The following is a 15,868-nucleotide window of genomic DNA, read 5'->3' on the forward strand; positions in this document are numbered from 1 at the left end:
CCGCAGACCCCAGGAAGACACCATGACCTTGAAGACCACGCTCCCCGTCACCCTCGCCGACGTCGAATCCGCAGCGGCCCTGCTGGAAGGGGTCGTGGCCCGCACGCCGATCGAGCACTCCCGCGCCCTCGGCCTCGTCACGGGCTCCGAGGTGAACCTCAAGTGCGAGAACCTGCAGCGCGCCGGATCCTTCAAGGTCCGCGGTGCCTACGTGCGGATGGCACGGCTGTCGCCCGAGGAGCGGGCGCGCGGCGTCGTCGCGGCATCGGCCGGCAACCACGCCCAGGGCGTCGCGGTGGCCGCGGACCGGCTGGGCATCAAGGCCCGGATCTACATGCCGCTCGGCGTCGCCCTGCCCAAGCTGACGGCCACCAAGGACCACGGCGCGGAGGTGGTCCTGCACGGGCACAACGTCGACGAGGCCCTCGCCGAGGCGAAGCGCTTCGCCGACGCCACGGGCGCGGTGTTCGTGCACCCCTTCGACAACACCGACATCATCTCCGGCCAGGGGACGATCGGCCTCGAGCTGCTCGAGCAGCTGCCCGGGGTCGACACGGTCGTCATGGGCGTCGGGGGCGGCGGGCTCCTCGCGGGCGTTGCGGTGGCCGTGAAGGCGAAGGCGCGCGAGCTCGGCCGCGAGATCAAGGTCATCGGCGTGCAGGCGGAGAACGCCGCCGCGTACCCGCCCTCCCTCGCGGCCGACGCGCTCGTCCCGCTCGAGAAGGTCTCGACGATCGCCGACGGCATCGCCGTGGGCCGCCCGGGGCAGCTGCCGTTCCAGATCATCCGTGAGCTCGTCGACGACGTCGTCACGGTGAGCGAGGACGCCCTGGCCCGGGCGCTGGTCTTCCTGCTCGAGCGCTCCAAGCTCGTCGTCGAGCCGGCCGGGGCCGTCGGCGTCGCCGCGCTGCTGGAGGGCAAGCTCGCCGAGATCGGGGTCGAGTCGAAGAACACGGCCGTGATCCTCTCCGGGGGCAACATCGACCCGCTGCTGATGCTCAAGGTCATCCAGCGGGGCCTGTCCGTGGCCGGGCGGTACCTCACGGTGCGGATGATGCTCGACGACCGTCCCGGCGAGCTCGCCACGATCTCGCGCGTCATCGCCGAGTCGGACGCCAACGTGACCCGCGTGGACCACACACGCGTCGGGGGTTCGTTGAGCATGGGAGACGTCGCGATCACGATCGACATGGAGACCAAGGGGCACATCCACTCCGAGCAGGTGCTCAACAACCTCCGCGCGGAGGGCTTCCAGCCGCTCGTCGTCCACGCCTAGGATCCGGTCGCGCCCGGCCCCCGGGGACGACGACGGCGCCGCTCCTTCCGTCCGGAAGGCGCGGCGCCGTCGTCGTACCGCTTCTGGTCCCCCTCGGGGGGCGGGGTCAGCCCTGGAAGGGCTTGGCGGCGAGGATCTCGACCGCGATCTCCTTGCCGTTCGGGGCGGTGTAGGAGAGCTTGTCGCCGACCTTCTTGCCGTGCACGGCCGCGCCGATGGGGGAGCGCTCGCTGTAGACCTCGAGGTCGGACTCGCCGGCGACCTCGCGGCTGCCGAAGAGGAACGTCGTCTTGTCGCCCGCGATGAGGGCCTCGACGAGCATGCCCGGCTCCACGACGCCGTCGTCAGCCGGGGACTCCCCGACGTGGGCCTTCTGCAGGAGGTCCTTGAGGTACGTGATGCGCGCCTCGGCCTTGCCCTGCTCTTCCTTGGCGGCGTGGTAGCCGCCGTTCTCCTTCAGGTCACCCTCGGAGCGGGCCTGCTCGATGCGGTCCACGATTTCCGCGCGTCCCGGACCCTGCAGATGCTCGAGTTCGGCGGTCAGGCGGTCGAAGGCCTCCTGGGTGAGCCAGACAACTGCTTCATTGTTGGTGGGCACGTACTTCTCCTTGTAGTGATGGACCGGATGGTGTCCGGCCACGGGACATCCCTGCCGGCGGCGATGACGCCTCCAAGCAAAGACCCCGCCTCCATGGTGTTCAGGACCTGCGGCCGCGTCACCATTCCAAGCGGGGTGGATCGTATTAGAGACATTTTAGCCAGTGAGCGGGACAAACCCCAATCACCCCGGGCCGGAGTGTCATCTCCGGCCGCGCGCGGCCCGCGGCTACGGCGTCCAGCAGGCCCCGACGCCGCCCGAGACGCCCTCGTGCTCCGTCCGCAGCTCGACCGTGCGCCGCAGCACCTCGCGGCCGCCGCCCTCGCCGGCGGGGAAGGAGACGGCGGTCCAGCCGACGACGGCGTAGCTCTCGTCCAGCACGCGCGCCGAGCACTCGACGGCCGTCCCGACCGGCTTGTCGACGTCGAACGTCACGGAGGCCGCCGTGGGCGAGGAGATCGAGAAGGAGATGTCCTTGTGGTTCACCTCGGCGGCGTTGAGCAGCGCGACGGCTCCCGCGGCGCCCACGGAGATCGCCAGCGCGGCGGCGATCGCCAGATTGCGGATCCGCGCCGGGACGGTGCGCTTGGGTGCGCCGTAGCGATTGGCTAGGCTGGTCTCCGGCGCGCCGCCGGATCCGCTGGCGGGTGCTGGCTGGTGGGAAGTCATCCCGTCCAGTCTACTGTCCTTTCCCGGGGCCGCCCGCGGGCCCGGGAACCCCGAGGGAGAGCCGACGCCCGTGCAGCTGAACCACCACGACGCCCCGAGGATCCCGGTCCCGCCCTCGCAGGGACTGCGTCTCCTCGCGGTCCACGCCCACCCCGACGACGAGTCGAGCAAGGGGGCCGCCACGATGGCCGCCTACGTGGCCGCCGGCGCAGAGGTCATGGTCGCCACGTGCACCGGGGGCGAGCGTGGGGACATCCTCAACGCCGCCGTCGGCGAACTCGCGCACGCCCACCGGGACCTCGCCGGCGTGCGCCGGACCGAGATGGCCGAGGCCGCCCGCGCCCTCGGGATCCGGCACCGCTGGATCGGCTTCGTCGACTCCGGCCTGCCCGAGGGCGATCCGCTGCCGCCGCTGCCCGCCGGCTGCTTCGCCCTGCAGCCGCTCGAGCGCGCCGCCGCGCCGCTCGTGCGCCTGATCCGCGAGTTCCGTCCGCACGTCGTCACGACCTACGACGAGAACGGCGGCTACCCGCACCCGGACCACATCATGGCCCACCGCGTGGCCGTCGAGGCCTTCCACGCCGCCGGCGACGCCGACCGCTATCCGGAGCAGGGGGAGCCGTGGGCCCCGTCGAAGCTCTACTACGACCGCGCGTTCAGCCCCGAGCGGTTCCGGACCCTCCACCATGGCATGGAGGAGAGCGGCCTCGAGTCCCCGTACGCCGAGCGGGTCTCGGCGTGGGAGCAGGACCCGGACGCCGAGATGTTCGCGTGGGTCAAGCACCACAACACGACGACGCAGATCCTGTGCGCGGAGCAGTTCGGCCGGCGCGACGAGGCCCTCATCGCCCACCGCACCCAGATCGACCCGGAGGGCTTCTTCTTCGCCGTGCCCACCGAGGTCTACGCGAAGTACTGGCCGTGGGAGGACTACACGCTGGCGTCGTCGACGGTCCAGACGCAGCTGCCGGAGTCCGACCTCTTCGCCGGCGTGCGCTGAGCGGCGCCCGCCCTCCCCGTCACCGATAGGATGGAGGCGCCGGCAAGGAGCCGGCGCACCACTGGAAAGAGCTTTTCGTGAACCTGTTGTCCTCCCTGGCCGCCGCCACCGCCACGATGCCGCCCGCACCGACCGGGGACGCCGCGCGGCAGATCGGGCCGGGTTTCGCGGGCTTCCTGGCCACGGCGCTCATGGTCGTGGCCGTCATCTTCCTGATCCGTGACATGGTGCGCAGGATCCGCCGCGTCCGCTACGCGGCCGACGCCGAGTCGAGGCAGCAGGAGCTGGTCGAGCGCGGCCGCGAACTGCAGCCCGACGACGACGCGCTGCCGCGGGCCAACGACGCGGCAGCGGACGGCGGGCCCGCACCCGATGCGTCCAGTGCGCGCGGCGCTTCCGACGCGCGCGAAGGGACCGCCGGCGACGACACCCGGGGCTGATCCGCCGGCCCCACGAGCCAAGCCGCACACCCGCGGCGGCCGAGGAGGGACCATGGCCGGCCACATCGACGCGGAGGCCTCCGCCTACCTGCGCCAGCACGCCCACCAGCCCGTGGACTGGTGGCCCTACGGGGACGCCGCCTTCGAGGAGGCGGCGCGGCGCGACGTCCCGGTCTTCCTCTCCATCGGCTACGCCGCGTGCCACTGGTGCCACGTGATGGCCCGCGAGTCCTTCGACGATCCCGCGACCGCCGCCTACCTGAACGCGCGCTTCGTCCCGGTGAAGGTGGACCGCGAGGAACGGCCCGAGGTCGACGCCGTCTACCTCGCCGCGACCCAGACCCTCTCCGGGCAGGGAGGATGGCCCATGAGCGTGTTCGCGCTGCCGGACGGCCGGGCGTTCCACGCCGGGACCTACTTCCCGCCCGTTCCCCGCCAGGGCCAGCCCTCCTTCGGGCAGGTCCTCGAGGCCGTTGCCGAGGCCTGGCGAGACCGCCGCGAGGGGATCGAGCGCCAGGCCGGCGCCCTCGCGGAGCACCTCGGCGCCCTGGCCGACGCGCAGCGCGGGCTGCTCGCCCCGCCGTCGGGCACCGCCCGGGAAGACCCGGCGGCTACCGCCCCGCCCCCCGGAACGTCGGGCGCCGGAGCCGGTGCGGCGCCGTCGGGCCCCTTCCCCGGACTCCGGGGCGGCGGGCCGCGGGGCCCGGACCTCGCGTCCCTCGCGCTCGATGCCCTCGAGGCCTTGCGGGATCCCGACGGGGGCTTCTCGCCGGCACCCAAGTTCCCGCCGTCGTCCGCCCTGGACTTCCTCCTGCAGGAGGCCGCGGGCGGAACGCACGCCGGGCGGGCCCTCGACCTCGCCGGCACGGTCCTGGAGCCGATGCTCCTCGGCGCGCTGCAGGACCACGTCGGCGGCGGCTTCTCCCGCTACTGCATCGACGGGCCATGGCTCCTGCCGCACTTCGAGAAGATGCTCTACGACAACGCCCAGCTGCTGCGCCATGCCGCCCGCTGGTCCCGGCTGGCCGGCGACGCGCCGCGGCGGGAGCTGGGCCGCCGGGCCGCGACGGGCGCGGCGGAGTGGATGCTCGCCGAGCTCGAGGCCGGCGGACTCCTGGCCTCCTCCCTGGACGCCGATACCGTGCTGGCCGACGGGTCCCACGTCGAGGGCGGAGCGTATCTCTTCAGCCGGTTACAGCTCCGGGACGCCGCCGGCGAGGACTGGTCCCTGCTGGGTCCGATCCTGCGCGGACGTTCCCCCGAACGCCCCCACGGCCCCGACCCGGACCCGGGGGAGCCGGCGACCATCGCCTTCGTCCGTCTGCCGGACGACGCCGAGTGGGCCGCGTGGGACCGCGTGCGGCCGCGGCTGCTCGCCGCCCGGGCCCGGCGTCCCCAGCCCGCCCGCGACGCCAAGGCCGTCGCGTCGTGGAACGGCCTGGCCGTCCAGGCGCTCGCCGAGGCCGGGCTGCTGCTGGGGCGACGCGACTGGGTCGTGGCGGCGGCCGGGATCGGCGGGGCCCTGTGGCGACGGCAGTGGGACGGACGGCGCGTGATGCGGGTCGGCTACCCCGGGGGCGCGCCGGCGCGGATCGACGGGACGCTCGAGGACCACGCGGGCGTCGCGCTCGGATTCCTCGCGCTCGCCGCGGCGGAAGGCGATGCGGTGTGGCTGGAGCGTGCGCGGACCGTCCTCGACGCCGCGGAGCGGGACCTCGTGCCGGACGGAAGCCCCCGCGACGGCTCGGGAGGGGACGGGAGGCTCCTGGCCGCGCGGGGCGGAAGGGCCGCCGTCGAACCCCTCGACGACGCCGTGCCGAGCGGGACCGCCCTGTTCGCCGCCGCCCAGCTGTCCCTCGGGGCGTACGACGCCGATGCCCGCCGCCTCGAGCTGGCCTCCGCCCTGGCCGCGGCGCCGGACAGGCTCGCGGGGCGGGCGCCGCAGGCCGTGGGCACCGCGCTGGCGGTCCGGGCGCGGCTGGGCGCGGGTCCCGCGACTGTTGTCGCCTCCGGCGGGAGCCCCGCCGAACGCGACGCGTGCCTCGCGGCCGCGGTGCTGGCCGGGGCCGCGGCCTGGGCCGGCGGCGCGCCGGGAGGGGGCGTGCCCGTGCTCGCGCGGGACCGTCCCGCCGGTCCGGACGGAGGGCTCCGGGCCTACGCGTGCTTCGGCAGCGTCTGCGAGGCGCCCGTGGCCGGTCCCGGCGCCGCCGGGGAGCTCGCGCGGCTGCTCGCGGCGCGCGCCGCGCGGTGAGGGTGGATCAGCGGGTCCCCAGGACCGCGAACATGATGGCGATGTAGTGGCACGTGAAGCCGCCGACGGTGAACGCGTGGAAGAGCTCGTGGAAGCCGAACCACTCGAGGTGGATGTTGGGGCGCTTGAGCGCGTAGAAGACGGCGCCGGCGATGTACAGCGCGCCTCCCGCGCAGATGAGGACGGCGGCCGGGACGCTCGCGGCGAAGAAGTCGCCGATGAAGAGCAGCGCCGCGAGGCCCAGGGCGATGTAGACGGGGACGTAGAGCCAGCGCGGCGCGTCCGTCCAGACCACCCGGAAGAGGACGCCGAGGAGCGCGCCGCTCCAGACGAGCCACAAGAGCAGCGTCGACTTCGAGGGCGGCAGGAGGGCCCAGGCCAGCGGCGTGTAGGAACCGGCGATGACCAGCATGATGTTGGTGTGGTCCAGGCGCTTCAGGACGCGCTTGACGTTGGGGGACCAGTTGCCGCGGTGGTAGACGGCGGAGACGGTGAACAGGAGCAGGCCCGTCACCGCGTAGACCGTCGAGGCCAGCCGGCCCGCCGGCGAGGGGGCCAGGGCGATCAGGACGATTCCTGCCGCGAGCGCGAGCGGGATCATCCCGGCGTGGATCCACCCCCTGAGCCGGGGCTTGAACTCGTCCATGAGGGAGCCGTCCGGCTGCTGCGTCTGCATGGATCCATTCTATCCCTACTGGTCGGTAACTTATCCGGCGGGCGCCGGGCGCGGTAGCGTTGGAGCGTCGTCGGCCACCGGGCCGGGGCGCGACGCGGGAACGGACCGCCGGATGGAGGATGCCAGGTGAAGCTGCCGACGTTCCTGTACCGGTTGTACGGGAAGTTCATCACGCGCGAGCTGCCGCCGGAGAAGCTCCCCGGACACATCGGGATGATGGTCGACGGCAACCGGCGCTGGGCCAAGCTGGCCGGAGCCCCCACGGCGCACGGCCATCAGGCCGGCGCGGACAACATCGTCTCCTTCCTCGGCTGGTGCGACGAGCTGAAGATCCGCACCGTCACCCTCTACATGCTCTCCACGGACAACATGAGCCGCTCCGGCGAGGAGCTCGACCAGCTGATGGGCATCATCGCCAACCTCCTGGACCGCCTCGGGGAGAACAAGACGCTGCGCGTGCAGCCCGTCGGCGCCCTCGAGCTCCTGCCCGGCTACCTGGCCGAGAAGCTGCGCCGGCTCGGCGAGGACACCGCGGGGGCCACCGGGCTGCACGTCAACGTCGCGGTCGGCTACGGCGGGCGCCGCGAGATCGTGGACGCGATCAAGGAGCTGCTGCGCGACGCCCACGCCCAGGGGCGCAGCGCCGAGGAGGTCGCGGCGACGCTCGAGGTCGAGGACATCTCCCGCTTCCTCTACACGCGCGGCCAGCCGGACCCGGACCTCGTCATCCGCACGTCCGGCGAGCAGCGCCTCTCCGGATTCCTGACGTGGCAGAGCGCCTACAGCGAGTTCTACTTCTGCGAGGCGCTGTGGCCGGACTTCCGCAAGGTCGACTTCCTGCGCGCCCTGCGCGACTTCGCCAACCGGCAACGGCGCTTCGGCTCCTGAGCGCGGCCCCTGCGGGTGCGGCGGGGCGCCGCGGGATACCGGCATCCGGCGGTCCCGCCCGTTCACACGGAATTAACCGAAACGCCGACGCGTCGTGACCTCGAACACCCCGCCACGGGGTTAGTTTGGGGGCATCGGGCGGCAACCCGGCCGTCCGATCGGAAAGGCCGCCTGTTGAGCTTGTCCTCAATCCCAGGAAGGGCCGGAACCGGCCCGTCGGCCGTTTCGGACCACCCGTTCAGAACGTCCTAGGGCACACGCCCTGGTTGGGAGTCATCGTGGCAGCACAGACCGAGTCCGCAGCCCCGCCGGTTCAGACCGCACCGGGAACCGCGACCGCGCACGGGGCGGGCCCCGCACCGGGAAGCCACGCTAACGCCCACGGGCCCGAGCGGCAGAGCGTCGGCGAGAAGTCCTACGTCCTGGACACCTCCGTGCTGATCTCGGATCCCCGCGCGGTCCTGCGCTTCGCCGAGCACGAGGTGATCGTGCCGATCGTCGTCATCTCCGAGCTCGAGAAGAAGCGCCACGATCCTGAGGTCGGCTACTTCGCGCGCAAGGCCCTGCGCCTGCTCGACGAGCTGCGCATCGAGCACGGCGGGCTGGACAAGCCGCTGCCGCTCGGCGAGGACGGCGGGTCCCTGCGGATCGAGCTCAACCACATCTCGACCGAGGTCCTGCCCGTCGGATTCCGGGGCACGGACAACGACTCGCGGATCCTCGCCGTCGCCAAGAACTTCAGCGACGAGGGCCGTGACGTCACGGTCGTCTCCAAGGACCTGCCGATGCGCGTCAAGGCCTCGGCCATGGGGCTGCAGGCGGACGAGTACCGCAACGAGCTCGTCAAGGACTCGGGCTGGACGGGCACGGCGGAGGTCGACGTCGCGGACGACGACGTCGTGGCCCTGTACAACAACGAGGCCGTCCACATCGGTGCCGCGGCCGAGCTTCCCACGAACACGGGACTGGTCATCCTCTCCAACCGCGGCTCCGCGCTGGGCCGCGTCGGCGGCGACGGGCTCGTGCGGCTCGTCAAGGGGGACCGCGACGTGTTCGGCCTGCACGGCCGCTCCGCCGAGCAGCGGCTCGCGATCGACCTGCTGATGGACCAGGACGTCGGGATCGTCTCCCTCGGGGGCCGGGCCGGCACCGGCAAGTCGGCGCTCGCGCTCTGCGCCGGCCTCGAGGCGGTCATGGAGCGGCGCGAGCACAAGAAGGTCGTGGTCTTCCGGCCCCTCTACGCCGTCGGGGGCCAGGAGCTCGGCTACCTGCCCGGCACGGAGAACGAGAAGATGAACCCGTGGGCGCAGGCGGTGTTCGACACCCTGGGCGCGCTCGTGAGCGAGAACGTCATGGAGGAGGTCGTGGACCGCGGGATGCTCGAGGTCCTGCCGCTGACCCACATCCGCGGCCGCTCGCTGCACGACTCGTTCGTGATCGTCGACGAGGCACAGTCGCTCGAGAAGAACGTCCTGCTGACCGTGATGAGCCGCATCGGGCAGAACTCCAAGATCGTCCTCACCCACGACGTCGCCCAGCGTGACAACCTGCGTGTGGGCCGGCACGACGGCGTCGCGGCCGTCGTCGAGACGCTCAAGGGGCATCCGCTCTTCGGGCACATCACGCTCACTCGCTCCGAGCGCTCGCCGATCGCCGCCCTCGTGACGGACATGCTCGAGGACACGGTCCTCTAGCGTGTAGCCTCTAGCGCTCCGCCGCGGCGTCGCCCGGTCCCAGGCCGAGGAACGCCGCGGCGGCCGCGTGCCCTTCGACCTCGAGGCGCCACGGCGGCCGGACGAGCGTCTCCGGGGTGACGGCCGTGAAGCGGACCTCCTGCACGGTGTCGCCCCACAGCTGCCGGCGCGAGCCGTTGGGCCGGTAGCCGAGCGAGCTGGAGACGCCGAGCGACGCCGAGTTCCATGCGGCGGCGTCGGACTCGGCTGCCCCGGCGCCCAAGTGGTCGAACGAGTAGAGCAGCACGGCCGCGCGCATCTCCCGGCCGTAGCCGCGGCCCTGGGCGGAGCGCGTGAGCCACGAGCCGGTCTGGACGGTGCGCAGGCGGGGGATATCGCGGGCGGTCACGTCCTGGACGCCGATCATCCTGGATCCGCACCACACGCCGAAGGGCAGCGTCCACGCCCCGGGCCCAGTTTCCGCCCGCGTCCTCCAGGCGTGCCGGGCCGTGTTGGCCGGCAGCTCGGCGTCGGGGACCGAGGTCCACGGAAAGGAGAACGGGCTGCGGCTCGCTTCGTGGATCCCCGCGAGCGCTGCCTCCACGAGGTGCGGGACGTCGTCGTCCCGCACGGGCCGCAGTTCGAGGCGTGGCGTAGACAGGCGGAGGCCGAACAGGGGCCAGATCGGATCGTCCATCGGCATGGCCGCCACGCTAGCACGACGTCCAAGGGCAGGCGCCGCCCCCGCGGAGGGCGCCGGCGTCCGTCGCGGCCGCGCTTCCGGCTCAGCGGCGCGCGCGTCCTTCGGGAGGCACGATCCAGGGGATGTGGTCCCTGACGTCGGTCAGGTGCATCGACTGCTCCACGAACAGGTCGTCGAGCATGTACTCGTCGACGCCGTGGATATCGATCCGGTGCCCGGCCCCGGCACCGGGCCCGTCGAGGACCTCCGTGGCCACGCACACGCCCGTGGGCACGTCGATCGCGACGCGCGTCCGCCCTGCGCCGATGAGGGGGTGGCCCGCGCAGGCGGGACGGAACGTGCGGTTGGGGGAGACGACGGCCTCGAGGACCGGCCGCCCGTGGTGGAGGGCGTCGTCGAGCCGGTGGATCTCCACGACGTTGGAGAAGGGGATCTCCGTCGGCACCGGGGCGTTGCCGGCAAGTTCGACGGGATCGAGCATGGCGGCCCAGAACGGGTCGCCGAAGACCGGGTCCCCGTACGCGGCCTCCGGGCGCCGGCGGACCAGCCCGTCGTCGTCGTACACGGGATTGGTCAGGCGCGGCGGCAGGAGCCAGGACGTGCGCGTTGCGGCGACGTAGAAGGAGCCGCGCGAGGCGTTGATCCGCGTCGTCGAGAACAGCAGGGTGCCCTCGGGGTCTTGGACGCGGAGGGCGTCCGGCCGGCGCAGCCAGGCGTCGACGCGTGGGACGGGGACGACGCCGGAGCCCGGCCCTGGCGCGGGTGGGCCGGTCGGTGCCGGGCCGGGGGCCGCTGTCCACTCGACGCTGAACCGCAGGGTCTCCCACCGCCACGGCGACGAACGGCAGAGGCGGCGGAACGCCGCGGCCCGGGCGGGGCCGACGCCGGCGGACGGATCTGCGGGAGCTCCCAGGATGCCCATGTCCACAGTCTAGCGCCGCGGCGCCGCCGGCTGCCGGGCGTGCAGTAGCGTGGTTGCCATGATCGATGCCCTCGTCGAGCTGCGTCAGGAGCAGCAGCTGGCGGCCACCTCGCTGGCCCTCGCGTTGTTCCTCTTCGTGGTCAACGGGGCGAGGCTGGCGTGGATCGACGCCCGGACGCACCTGCTGCCCAACCGCATCGTGCTGCCCTGGTATCCGGCGGCGCTGCTGACGCTCGGTGGCGCCGCGGCGTTCGCGGGCGACTGGGGCGCGCTCCTGCGCCTCGTGGCGGCCGGGACGGCCCTGTTCGCGTTCTACCTGGCGCTGCATCTCGTCAAGCGCAGCGGCATGGGCCTGGGCGATGTCAAGCTCGCCGGCGTCCTGGGCCTGTACCTGGGCTACCTCGGGTGGGAGCACTTGGTGCTGGCGACCCTGCTGACGTTCGTGCTGGGCGGCATCGGCGCGCTCGTGCTCATCGCGGCCCGTCGGGCGACGCGCAGCTCGGCGATCCCGTTCGGCCCCTTTATGGTCATCGGGACGGCGCTCGCGCTGCTTGTGGCAGGCTAGGGGCCATGCCCACGCCCGACTTCATCCTCGAACTGCGCGCCCGCATCGGCACGCACCCCCTTTGGCTGCCCGGCGTCAAGGCCGTCGTCCACCGCGGCGACGGGGCCGTGCTGCTGGTCAAGCGCGTGGACAACGGGCGCTGGACCGTGCCCGCCGGCATCCTCGAACCGGGCGAGGAACCGGCCGGTGCCGCCGTGCGCGAGGTCCAGGAGGAGACCGGGGTCCGCTGCGTCGTCGAACGCCTCGCGGGCGTCGGGACGACGGCGCCCGTGACGTACCCCAACGGGGACCGGGCCCAGTACCTGGACGTCGTCTTCGCCTGCCGCTACGTCGGCGGCGAGGCGCGCGTGAACGACGACGAGAACTCGGAGGTCGCCTGGTTCGCCCCCGGCGAGGTGCCCGAACTGCCGCCGCTGCACCGCCGGGCCATCGACTGGGCCCTGTCCGCGGACCCCGCCGCGCGCTTCGTCGGCTGACGGGTCGGCAGCGCGCGGAACGAGGGGCCGTCCGCGCGGTCCGCGGACGGCCCCTCGCCGGTCCGGCGTCCAGCCCTTGGTTCGGCGTGCCGGGACCGGGGCCGGTCTCAGGCCCCCGAGGGCGAGGTCATGGTCGTCACGTCCAGGGCGCGGTCCAGCTGTTCCCGGGTCAGCTCGCCGCGCTCGACGAACCCGAGCGACAACGTCGCCTCGCGGATCGTCAGCCCCTCCGCGACGGCCTTCTTGGCGATCTTCGCGGCGTTCTCGTAGCCGATGTACTTGTTCAAGGGGGTCACGATCGACGGCGAGGCCTCCGCCAGGAAGCGGGCCCGCTCCACGTTCGCCGTGATGCCGTCCACCATCTTGTCCGCCACGACGCGCGAGGTGTTGGCCAGGAGACGCACGGACTCGAGCAGGTTCGCCGCCATGACGGGGATGCCGACGTTGAGCTCGAACGCGCCGTTGGTCGAGGAGAGCGAGACGGTCGTGTCGTTGCCGATGACCTGGGACGCCGCCATGATCGCCGCCTCGCAGATGACCGGATTCACCTTGCCCGGCATGATCGAGGACCCCGGCTGCAGGTCCGGGATCGCGATCTCGCCGAGCCCCGTGTTCGGGCCGGAACCCATCCAGCGCAGGTCGTTGTTGATCTTGATGAAGGAGTAGGCGATGTTGCGCAGCTGCCCCGAGGCCTCGACGAGCCCGTCCCGGTTGGCCTGCGCCTCGAAGTGGTTCCGCGCCTCCGTCAGCGGCAGCCCGGTGTCCTCGGCCAGGAGCGCGATGACGCGCTGCGGGAAGCCCGCCGGCGTGTTGATGCCGGTGCCGACGGCGGTCCCCCCGAGCGGTACCTCGGCGACGCGGGGGAGCGAGGACTCGATCCGCTCGATTCCATAGCGCACCTGGGCCGCGTAGCCGCCGAACTCCTGGCCGAGCGTCACCGGCGTGGCGTCCATGAGGTGCGTGCGGCCGGACTTCACGACCTCGGCGAACTCCGCCTCCTTGCGCTCGAGCGAGGCGGCCAGGTGGTCCAACGCCGGGACCAGGTCGTTGATCAGGGCGTCCGTCACGGCGACGTGGACGGACGTGGGGAAGACGTCGTTGGACGACTGCGACGCGTTGACGTGGTCGTTCGGGTGGATCCGCGTTGCCGAGCCCGACTCCTCGAGCCGGCGGTTCGCAAGGGCCGCGACGACCTCGTTCGTGTTCATGTTGGAGGACGTCCCGGAGCCCGTCTGGAAGACGTCGATCGGGAAGTGGGCGTCGAACTCGCCCGTCGCGACGGCCTCCGCGGCGACGGCGATCGCCTGGGCGCGCTCGTCGTCGAGCACTCCCAGCTCGGCATTGGCGAGCGCGGCGGCGCGCTTGACGCGGGCGAGGGCTTCGATGTGGCGGCGTTCGAGCGTCTTGCCGGAGATCGGGAAGTTCTCGACCGCGCGCTGCGTCTGGGCGCTGTAGAGGGCGTCGACCGGGACCCGGACCTCGCCCATCGTGTCGTGTTCAATGCGGAAATCCTCTGGGGTAGCCATGGGATCACCCTACGCCCGCCGCGGGCGGCTCCGGGAGGTGATCTCGACCACTGGACGCCTCCGCTACGACTCCTCCGGGAGGCGGCCGGCCGCTGCTACGGCCTCGGCGATCGGCGTCGGGCCGTTGTTGAACGGCACGGTGCGCCGGATGGTTCCGGGGGCGGAGAGCACCTCGGCGGCGACGGCGGCGACGTCCTCGCGGGCCACGGAGTCCTGCTCGATCGCGTCGCCGATGGCGATGCGGCCCGACCCCGGTTCGAGCGTCAGCCGGCCGGGGCCCAGGATGGTCCAGTCCAGCTCCGTGTCGCGCAGGTAGGCGTCCGCGGCGGCCTTGGCCTCCGCATAGGCGAAGAAGGGGTCCCCGGCAGGCACGCCGTGCCGCGTCGACGAACCGAGGTAGGAGACCATGACGTAGCGCCGGGCCCCGGCGGCCGCGGCGGCGTCCATGGAACGGATGGCGGCGTCACGGTCGACCGCGTAGGTGCGGTCCGCATCGCCGCCACCGGCTCCCGCGGACCAGACGACGGCGTCGTGCCCGGCCAGGAGCGCGGCGAGGCCCTCCGCGTCGAGGGCCTCGACGTCGGCGGTCAGCGGCGTCGCGCCCGCCGCCTCGATGTCCGCGGCGTGCGCCGGATTGCGGACGATCGACGTGACCTCGTCGCCCCGCCCGGCGAGGAGCCGGGCCAGGTGCAGGGCGACCTTTCCGTGGCCTCCGATGACGGCGATGCGGGACATGGTTCCTCCTGGGGTCGGCCTGTGGTCGGTCTCTAACGTCCGCTGCCGACGCTATCGCCCAGCGCCGGCCGTGGCCAGCCGCTGTTACAGCGCGCCGAAGCCGGAGACCATCTCGGCCTGGCCCTCGGCAAGCCGGTAGGTCACGCCGATCACCGCGGTGCTGCCCGCGTCGACGGCCGCGGAGATCACCTTGGAGGCATCGACGAGCCGCTGCGTGGTCTGCTGGACGTGCTCGACGACGTTGGAGTTGACGTCGTGGATGCCGTTGCGGTGCGCCGTGATCACGGAGGGCGTGATGCGCTCGACGAGGTCGCGGATGAAGCCGGGGGGCATGACCCCGGAATCGAAGGCCTCCATCGTCGCCGTCACGGCTCCGCAGTTGTCGTGCCCGAGGACCACGATGAGCGGGACCTCGAGCAACGCGACGCTGTACTCGAGGGACCCGAGGACCGCGTCGTCGATGACGTGGCCCGCCGTGCGGACCACGAAGACGTCGCCGAGGCCCACGTCGAAGATGATCTCCGCGGCCAGCCGGGAGTCGGAGCAGCCGAAGATCACGGCGAAGGGGTGCTGCTTCGCCACCAGCGAATGGCGCCGGGGGGCGTCCTGGTTCGGGTGCGCCGTGCTGCCGTCGACGAAGCGGTTGTTGCCGTCGCGCAGGCGGCGCCAGGCCTGGGCCGGGGTGAGGTCCTCGGAGAGGGAGGGGGGAACATGCATGGTACAAGGGTAGCGGCCCGGGCCGTCCCGCCCCTGCCCGCTGCGGCGTGTGACGCGTCAGGGCGCAGGCACGTCGAGGACGGCCGCGGTCCGGTCCGGGAACGCGTCAGGAGCCGGCCGAGAGTCCGCGCTGGACCGCGCGGGCGGCCTCGTCCAGGTCCTCCCACGGGCCGTCGGAGCTCAAGAGGACCGTGGTCCCGTCGAGCTCTCCGACGAGCGTGCGCTCGCCGGACTTGTCGCGCAGCTCCCACGCCGTGCCGTCGACCATCCGTTCGCCCGTCACGGGGGCCTGCCCGGACTTCTCCGCGATCCAGCTCGGGTTGGCGTCGCCGGCCTGCCGGATCCAGACGAAGCCCTCGTCCGTCGTCACATAGCCGATCTCCCAGTAGTCGACGCCGTCGGCCTTGCCCGAGATCCACCGCGCGAAGTTGGGGTACCAGCCCTGGGGGGCGAGCGGGGCCACGGGCGTGAAGTCGGCGGCCTGCGCGGCCTGCCCGGCGACGGCGGCGACGTCGACATCCGGGCGGTAGGTGTTCTCCGTGCTCCCGGGATTCAGCGCGATCACGGGGATCGCGACCAGGACGGTGAGCACGACCGAGATCACCATCCCCTTGAGGGACTGGTTGGCCCGCTTGGCCTGGGCCGCCGTCAGGACGGGCTTGGGGGCCTCGGCCTGCTGGGTCTGCTCGGGGAGGGGGGTGCCGGAAGAATCGCTCACCCTTCCATTGTCACCGATGTCACGCGGGCCCCCGA

Annotated in this window: 17 protein-coding genes; 8 read left to right on the forward strand and 9 right to left on the reverse strand. The window is 72.6% G+C overall.

From position 1 onward, the window contains the following. The first annotated feature begins 22 nt into the window (after positions 1-22). Positions 23-1,276, forward strand: a complete 1,254-nt coding sequence (gene ilvA, locus ACQ3I4_RS00815) for a threonine ammonia-lyase (protein WP_329859718.1) — start codon at positions 23-25, stop codon at positions 1,274-1,276. A gap of 106 nt (positions 1,277-1,382) precedes the next feature. Here ilvA and greA read toward each other — a convergent pair whose 3' ends face one another. Next, positions 1,383-1,874, reverse strand: a complete 492-nt coding sequence (gene greA / locus ACQ3I4_RS00820) for a transcription elongation factor GreA (RefSeq protein WP_329859720.1) — start codon at positions 1,872-1,874, stop codon at positions 1,383-1,385. Positions 1,875-2,102: 228 nt separating this feature from the next. Beyond that, positions 2,103-2,543 carry a DUF4307 domain-containing protein gene (locus ACQ3I4_RS00825; RefSeq protein ID WP_329859721.1) on the reverse strand — a complete coding sequence of 147 codons (441 nt, stop codon included), beginning with the start codon at positions 2,541-2,543 and terminating at the stop codon, positions 2,103-2,105. Between the two features lie 70 nt (positions 2,544-2,613). Here ACQ3I4_RS00825 and mca point away from each other — a divergent pair, with 70 nt between their 5' ends. From mca to ACQ3I4_RS00840, 3 genes are all read left to right on the forward strand, one after another. Next, positions 2,614-3,543 carry a mycothiol conjugate amidase Mca gene (gene mca / locus ACQ3I4_RS00830; RefSeq protein WP_329859723.1) on the forward strand — a complete coding sequence of 310 codons (930 nt, stop codon included), beginning with the start codon at positions 2,614-2,616 and terminating at the stop codon, positions 3,541-3,543. A gap of 77 nt (positions 3,544-3,620) precedes the next feature. Then, positions 3,621-3,983 carry a hypothetical protein gene (locus ACQ3I4_RS00835; protein WP_430632641.1) on the forward strand — a complete coding sequence of 121 codons (363 nt, stop codon included), beginning with the start codon at positions 3,621-3,623 and terminating at the stop codon, positions 3,981-3,983. 52 nt (positions 3,984-4,035) lie between these two features. Next, the gene (locus ACQ3I4_RS00840; protein WP_329859724.1) at positions 4,036-6,234 is read left to right on the forward strand and encodes a thioredoxin domain-containing protein; all 2,199 of its coding nucleotides are present in this window, start codon (positions 4,036-4,038) and stop codon (positions 6,232-6,234) included. Between the two features lie 7 nt (positions 6,235-6,241). Here ACQ3I4_RS00840 and trhA read toward each other — a convergent pair whose 3' ends face one another. Beyond that, entirely contained in the window at positions 6,242-6,910 is a 669-nt protein-coding gene (trhA, locus tag ACQ3I4_RS00845; RefSeq protein WP_329859725.1) for a PAQR family membrane homeostasis protein TrhA, read from the reverse strand. A gap of 126 nt (positions 6,911-7,036) precedes the next feature. Between trhA and ACQ3I4_RS00850 the strand changes: the two genes are divergently transcribed. Both ACQ3I4_RS00850 and ACQ3I4_RS00855 read left to right on the forward strand, forming a co-directional pair. After that, positions 7,037-7,798: an isoprenyl transferase gene (locus ACQ3I4_RS00850; RefSeq protein ID WP_329859726.1), complete on the forward strand. Its 762-nt coding sequence runs from the start codon at positions 7,037-7,039 to the stop codon at positions 7,796-7,798. 275 nt (positions 7,799-8,073) lie between these two features. Continuing rightward, entirely contained in the window at positions 8,074-9,492 is a 1,419-nt protein-coding gene (locus ACQ3I4_RS00855; protein WP_430632791.1) for a PhoH family protein, read from the forward strand. Between the two features lie 10 nt (positions 9,493-9,502). On the opposite strand, the gene ACQ3I4_RS00860 is transcribed toward ACQ3I4_RS00855, so the two are convergent. Continuing rightward, entirely contained in the window at positions 9,503-10,174 is a 672-nt protein-coding gene (locus ACQ3I4_RS00860; RefSeq protein WP_329859727.1) for a GNAT family N-acetyltransferase, read from the reverse strand. 82 nt (positions 10,175-10,256) lie between these two features. Continuing rightward, positions 10,257-11,096 (reverse strand): hypothetical protein, encoded by an 840-nt coding sequence (locus ACQ3I4_RS00865; protein ID WP_329859729.1) that lies wholly within the window; start codon positions 11,094-11,096, stop codon positions 10,257-10,259. A 58-nt stretch (positions 11,097-11,154) separates the two neighbouring features. On the opposite strand from ACQ3I4_RS00865, the gene ACQ3I4_RS00870 reads away from it, so the two are divergent. Together ACQ3I4_RS00870 and ACQ3I4_RS00875 are read left to right on the forward strand one after the other, a co-directional pair. Beyond that, positions 11,155-11,661, forward strand: a complete 507-nt coding sequence (locus ACQ3I4_RS00870; protein ID WP_329859730.1) for a prepilin peptidase — start codon at positions 11,155-11,157, stop codon at positions 11,659-11,661. A gap of 5 nt (positions 11,662-11,666) precedes the next feature. Then, positions 11,667-12,137: an NUDIX hydrolase gene (locus ACQ3I4_RS00875; protein ID WP_329859731.1), complete on the forward strand. Its 471-nt coding sequence runs from the start codon at positions 11,667-11,669 to the stop codon at positions 12,135-12,137. 107 nt (positions 12,138-12,244) lie between these two features. Here the strand turns inward: ACQ3I4_RS00875 and ACQ3I4_RS00880 are convergent, their stop codons facing one another. The 4 genes from ACQ3I4_RS00880 to ACQ3I4_RS00895 form a co-directional block, all read right to left on the reverse strand. Further along, on the reverse strand, positions 12,245-13,663 hold the full coding sequence (locus ACQ3I4_RS00880) for a class II fumarate hydratase (protein WP_329859732.1): 1,419 nt from the start codon (positions 13,661-13,663) through the stop codon (positions 12,245-12,247). Positions 13,664-13,726: 63 nt separating this feature from the next. Continuing rightward, positions 13,727-14,398, reverse strand: a complete 672-nt coding sequence (locus ACQ3I4_RS00885) for an SDR family oxidoreductase (protein WP_329859733.1) — start codon at positions 14,396-14,398, stop codon at positions 13,727-13,729. A gap of 84 nt (positions 14,399-14,482) precedes the next feature. Beyond that, positions 14,483-15,115 carry a carbonic anhydrase gene (locus ACQ3I4_RS00890; RefSeq protein ID WP_329859734.1) on the reverse strand — a complete coding sequence of 211 codons (633 nt, stop codon included), beginning with the start codon at positions 15,113-15,115 and terminating at the stop codon, positions 14,483-14,485. A 106-nt stretch (positions 15,116-15,221) separates the two neighbouring features. Next, the gene (locus tag ACQ3I4_RS00895; RefSeq protein ID WP_329859735.1) at positions 15,222-15,833 is read right to left on the reverse strand and encodes a DUF4245 domain-containing protein; all 612 of its coding nucleotides are present in this window, start codon (positions 15,831-15,833) and stop codon (positions 15,222-15,224) included. Positions 15,834-15,868: the final 35 nt, after the last annotated feature.

Origin of the sequence: Zafaria sp. Z1313 (assembly GCF_050563205.1) — a bacterium.
Lineage (GTDB): Bacteria > Actinomycetota > Actinomycetes > Actinomycetales > Micrococcaceae > JAZDCJ01.